The organism is Vibrio sp. 03_296 (genome assembly GCF_002265885.1).
Map to the genome: position 1 here is coordinate 1 of NZ_NPKW01000048.1, position 4,075 is coordinate 4,075.

At 41.1% G+C, this 4,075-nt stretch carries 6 protein-coding genes and 2 pseudogenes; 3 read left to right on the top strand and 5 right to left on the bottom strand.

Annotated elements, in window-relative coordinates:
- Window positions 1-226 (top strand): annotated as a pseudogene (locus tag CIK04_RS04560) (transposase); the annotation flags it as partial.
- A gap of 33 nt (window positions 227-259) precedes the next feature.
- On the opposite strand, the gene CIK04_RS04565 reads toward CIK04_RS04560, so the two are convergent.
- From CIK04_RS04565 to CIK04_RS04585, 4 genes are all read right to left on the bottom strand, one after another.
- Complete coding sequence (locus tag CIK04_RS04565; protein ID WP_097353708.1) at window positions 260-712, bottom strand: hypothetical protein; 453 nt, start codon at window positions 710-712, stop codon at window positions 260-262.
- A gap of 636 nt (window positions 713-1,348) precedes the next feature.
- On the bottom strand, window positions 1,349-1,639 hold the full coding sequence (locus CIK04_RS04575; protein WP_000509889.1) for a hypothetical protein: 291 nt from the start codon (window positions 1,637-1,639) through the stop codon (window positions 1,349-1,351).
- A 172-nt stretch (window positions 1,640-1,811) separates the two neighbouring features.
- Window positions 1,812-2,564 carry a class I SAM-dependent methyltransferase gene (locus tag CIK04_RS04580; protein WP_157806513.1) on the bottom strand — a complete coding sequence of 251 codons (753 nt, stop codon included), beginning with the start codon at window positions 2,562-2,564 and terminating at the stop codon, window positions 1,812-1,814.
- The gene (locus CIK04_RS04585) at window positions 2,561-2,716 is read right to left on the bottom strand and encodes a DUF3265 domain-containing protein (RefSeq protein WP_097353706.1); all 156 of its coding nucleotides are present in this window, start codon (window positions 2,714-2,716) and stop codon (window positions 2,561-2,563) included. The genes CIK04_RS04580 and CIK04_RS04585 overlap by 4 nt, the downstream gene beginning before the upstream one ends.
- A 532-nt stretch (window positions 2,717-3,248) precedes the next feature.
- On the opposite strand from CIK04_RS04585, the gene CIK04_RS04590 reads away from it, so the two are divergent.
- The gene (locus CIK04_RS04590) at window positions 3,249-3,494 is read left to right on the top strand and encodes a type II toxin-antitoxin system CcdA family antitoxin (protein ID WP_047010350.1); all 246 of its coding nucleotides are present in this window, start codon (window positions 3,249-3,251) and stop codon (window positions 3,492-3,494) included.
- Window positions 3,494-3,811, top strand: coding sequence for a CcdB family protein (locus CIK04_RS04595; RefSeq protein WP_097353705.1), 318 nt, complete (start codon window positions 3,494-3,496; stop codon window positions 3,809-3,811). Before CIK04_RS04590 ends, CIK04_RS04595 begins: the two co-directional genes overlap by 1 nt.
- On the opposite strand, the pseudogene CIK04_RS35470 reads toward CIK04_RS04595, so the two are convergent.
- A pseudogene (locus tag CIK04_RS35470) lies at window positions 3,811-3,930 on the bottom strand (DUF3265 domain-containing protein); the annotation flags it as partial. The gene CIK04_RS04595 and the pseudogene CIK04_RS35470 sit on opposite strands and share 1 nt — an antisense overlap.
- Window positions 3,931-4,075 lie beyond the last annotated feature (145 nt).

The following is a 4,075-nucleotide window of genomic DNA, read 5'->3' on the forward strand; positions in this document are numbered from 1 at the left end:
AGAATGATCAAAGGTGGACGGATGCAAGTAAGGACTGTTTTATACATGGCCATGATGTCAGCGATGCAATGTAACCCTGTATTTAAAGAAACATATCAACGACTTTTGGCTGCTGGAAAACCCAAAAAAGTAGCGCTCATTGCCTGCGTCAGAAAGATGGTAGTTATTCTAAATTCAATGCTTAGAGATGGCTGTATGTGGAATGGCAGATAGCGCCAAAAATTAACTATTGACGCCATAGTCTCTTGTTATGTGTAATTTAAGGGCAATCTTGTGCTACTTTTGGTAACTCAACTTTATCTAAACCAACTCTAGCACCACAATAAAAGACGTACTCAGAACAATCATGATTAGAGTCCTTTATTGTCAATGAGTTATCTTTAAAGGAGAATTCTAGCTCACAATTAATGTTGTATTCGGCCTCACTGTAGCTATAGACGAGTTTATTGTCGACATAGTTCATTTGCAGTGGCCCACCAACGCCTTCAATCGGAGAAGCAATATGGCAAACATGAAAATTAGCCCCCCAAATAAGACCCTCGACCGAGTAGTTTCCAGCAGACCTTGAAATTTTTACGTAAGTAGACTGAATCTCTGACTCTTCAGATGAAAAACTGGTTATCTCATCAGCAACCAAATAACACCCTTCAATTGATTCAGCATACACATAAGGCACACACAGCAAACCTAAAACAGCTGCGAATTTTTGCATAGTATCCTCATTACACATAACGCCGCGTTAAGGGGTGCAGGCACGCACTACAAAAGCTACCGCACAGCGACTTAATCACTGAACCCAACGCAAACCGAAAATGCCACGCGTGCCAAATCCCACTTAAACGCTTTGTTATGCTTAAGCTTCAATGACTTACGTTTTACTAAAAACAAGATTAACTCGACTTTGATTTACACACAAAAGCCAAAACGTAGAAAACCGAAATGAATCATAGTTTTGATAATCAGACTTGGAATTTTGGCAGATCTAGTTTGAACTTTGAAACCTAGAAATGGATTTCTGATTGAGCCAACCGCCCTAACCTCGCACTTGCCCGAAAATTGATTGAGGCAATTCTCTGAATTTCCAGCGCCCAAGAATGGATGTCCAGAAAATAGCGCCCACAAAAGCCAACTTGCCGACAAACACCAAACTGACAAGCTGAGGGAACAAAGAAAAACCATAAACCACTGATTTTACATGATTAAGCATAACGCCCAATTAAGGGGTGAGCAACGCTACCACCCAACCTAACGCATTGTGCCATAAACACTAAATTTGAAGTAGAAGCAAAAATGCCAAGCGTTGGGAATCCCTCTTAAATTGCTTGTTATGAGTTTAGATACGCTGGATTCACTCAATATCTAACGAATCCTTAACTTCAAGGATTAACTTAGCAATAGCTAAATCATGATCCCTCGATAGTTGTAGACCCATATACTGAGTTGACTCTGTTAGATACTTGCAGATTTCTTGTGGTGATTGACTTTTCATCACCAAGCTAAATAGTTGCGGTAAATAAGACTGGTATTCATCTCGTGCCCAACCACTATCTGATACTCCGATTGGGTCCCACTTGTAATAAAGAATCTCATCAATTCTTTTATATAATTCTAGCTGTTCTGGAGGTAATTTATGCCCCATGATTCTTTTTACCTATAACTTATAGCAGCACGACTGGATACTTTTTTAACTCATAACGCCCAATTAAGGGGTGAGCAACGCTACCACCCAACCTAAGGCATTGTGCCATAAACACTAAAATTGAAGTAGAAGCAAAAATGCCAAGCGTTGGGAATCCCTCTTAAATTGTTTGTTATAGCGCTCTTACAACACCCACGATACTATTTGATACTTTAGTAAAAGGGGTCTTTTTCCAGTCGGCATAATGTCCTACTAGCTGTAAGCCAGCACTTTCTAGACAGTTAACGATCTCATCTATTGAACGATATTTGAGCTCTATTTCACTATGGTATTGCTCACCACTTTCGTAATCCCTACGGATGTGATGAAGCATCGTATCATTGGAATGAGGGTGTACACAGTCCCAGCCGTACACTTTAACTTTTCCCCCCTTTGGGCTTATATATGAAGACCAATACTCATAACCACTGGTTACTTCTAGATGCTCTGGGGATGGAAGCCGACAATCAAAAATGAATGTACCATTGTTACCCATATGATTTTTAATCTGATTTAGCATGGACAAGAAGTCAGCATCAGAGATAAATGCTTGAAACGCATTACCAGTCATAGAGACTACATCAAATTTGGTGCCTATATCGAAATTGGTCGCATCCATTTCATAGAATGAAATATTGTTTATCGTTGCGGATTTTTCTATAGCGAACTCGACCATTGCCCCTGAAAAATCTATGCCTACTACATGAGAAGCCTCATTGGATAAAGGAATCGTGACGATGCCTGTTCCACAACACACATCTAGAAGCGATGACGCTTGTTGGGAAGTTAATATGTCACGTAGAAATGAGATTTCATTAGCATAATCTTCACCATACTGTGCATCATATTCCTCGCCTGACCAAAATTCACTCTTGCTTTGTTTCAACGACTCTTCTCCTTGAGCATGAATGCGCTATAACGCTGCGTTAAGGGGTGAATGCCGCCTAAACCAACTTTCCGCAGACCACTTTCACCACCAAAAACCACCGCATACCAAAAATGCCACGCGGCATGAATCCCTCTTAAACGCCTTGTTATGCTTAAGCTTCAATGGGTTACGTTTGACCAGAACCAAGATTAACTCGACTTTGATTTACAAACAAAAGCCAAAACGTAGAAAACCGAAATGACTCATAGTTTTGAAAGTCAGGCTCGGAATTTGGGCAAATCTGGTTTGAAGTTTGAAAACCTAAAAATGGATTTCTGATTGAGCTAACCGCCCTAACCTCGCGCTTGCTCGAGAATTGAATGAGGCAATTCTCTGAATTTCCAGCGCCACAGAATAAGAGTCCGAAAAGCAGCGCTCAAAAAAGCCGACTTGCCGACAAACACAAAACTGAAAAGCCGAGGGAACAAAGACAACCATAAACCACTGATTTTGCTTGATTAAGCATAACGCCCAATTAAGGTGTGAAGCACGCTGCCACGACACTTAATTCTACCACCGTAATCACTGAGCTGAACTCAAACCAAAAATGCCAAGCGTGCTGAATCACTCTTAAATTGTTTGTTATATGCCTTTCGTACGCCTATACTTTATGCGCACCATAAATACGCATAGGTAATTATCATGAGAAACACATATAGTACGCAAGCACCCAAGAAGGCTGCAAACTTAAGCTTAAATAGCGAGTTACTCGCTGAAGCTAAGCGCCTAAACATAAACCTCTCGGCAACAATGGAAAAAGCCCTTGAAAAAGAAGTAAATCAGCGCCGTAAGACTGAGTGGTTAGAGCAAAATGCAGATGCTATCAACGCTTGCAATGAACTAACCGAAAATCACGGTCTGTTTTCTGATTCTTACCGAGTATTCTAATGTCACAGTTTTCACTATACCAAAATAACGATAAAAGCACTGCTACCGCTTACCCATACTTTGTTGATGTTCAAAGTGAAATGCTTGATACACTGAATACCCGACTGGTGATTCCATTAACACCGGTTGAAATGTTAGAGAAGAAAGCCCCTACTCACCTATGCCCAGTGATCCACATTGATGAAGGTGACTTCGTAATCCTAACTCACCAAATGGCGAGTGTACCAACTAAGATCTTGCGTGAGCCGGTAAATGATTTGAGCACTTTTAGAAACGAGATTATTGCTGCTATCGACTTCCTGATTACTGGCATATAACGCCGCGTTAAGGGGTGAATGCCGCATAAACCAAGCTTCCGCAGACCACTTTCACCACCAAAACTCACCGCATACCAAAAATGCCACGCGGCATGAATCCCTCTTAAACGCCTTGTTATACCAATTTTTGGCCAGTCATAAGCAACCTAACTTATAAGCCAAAACCAACTTTTGGTAACTTACGAACTGAGCGAACACCCCATTGTGATAAATCTGGCTTAGGTTGCCCCGTGAAATCACCAAGGCAGATATACCCTCGAGACA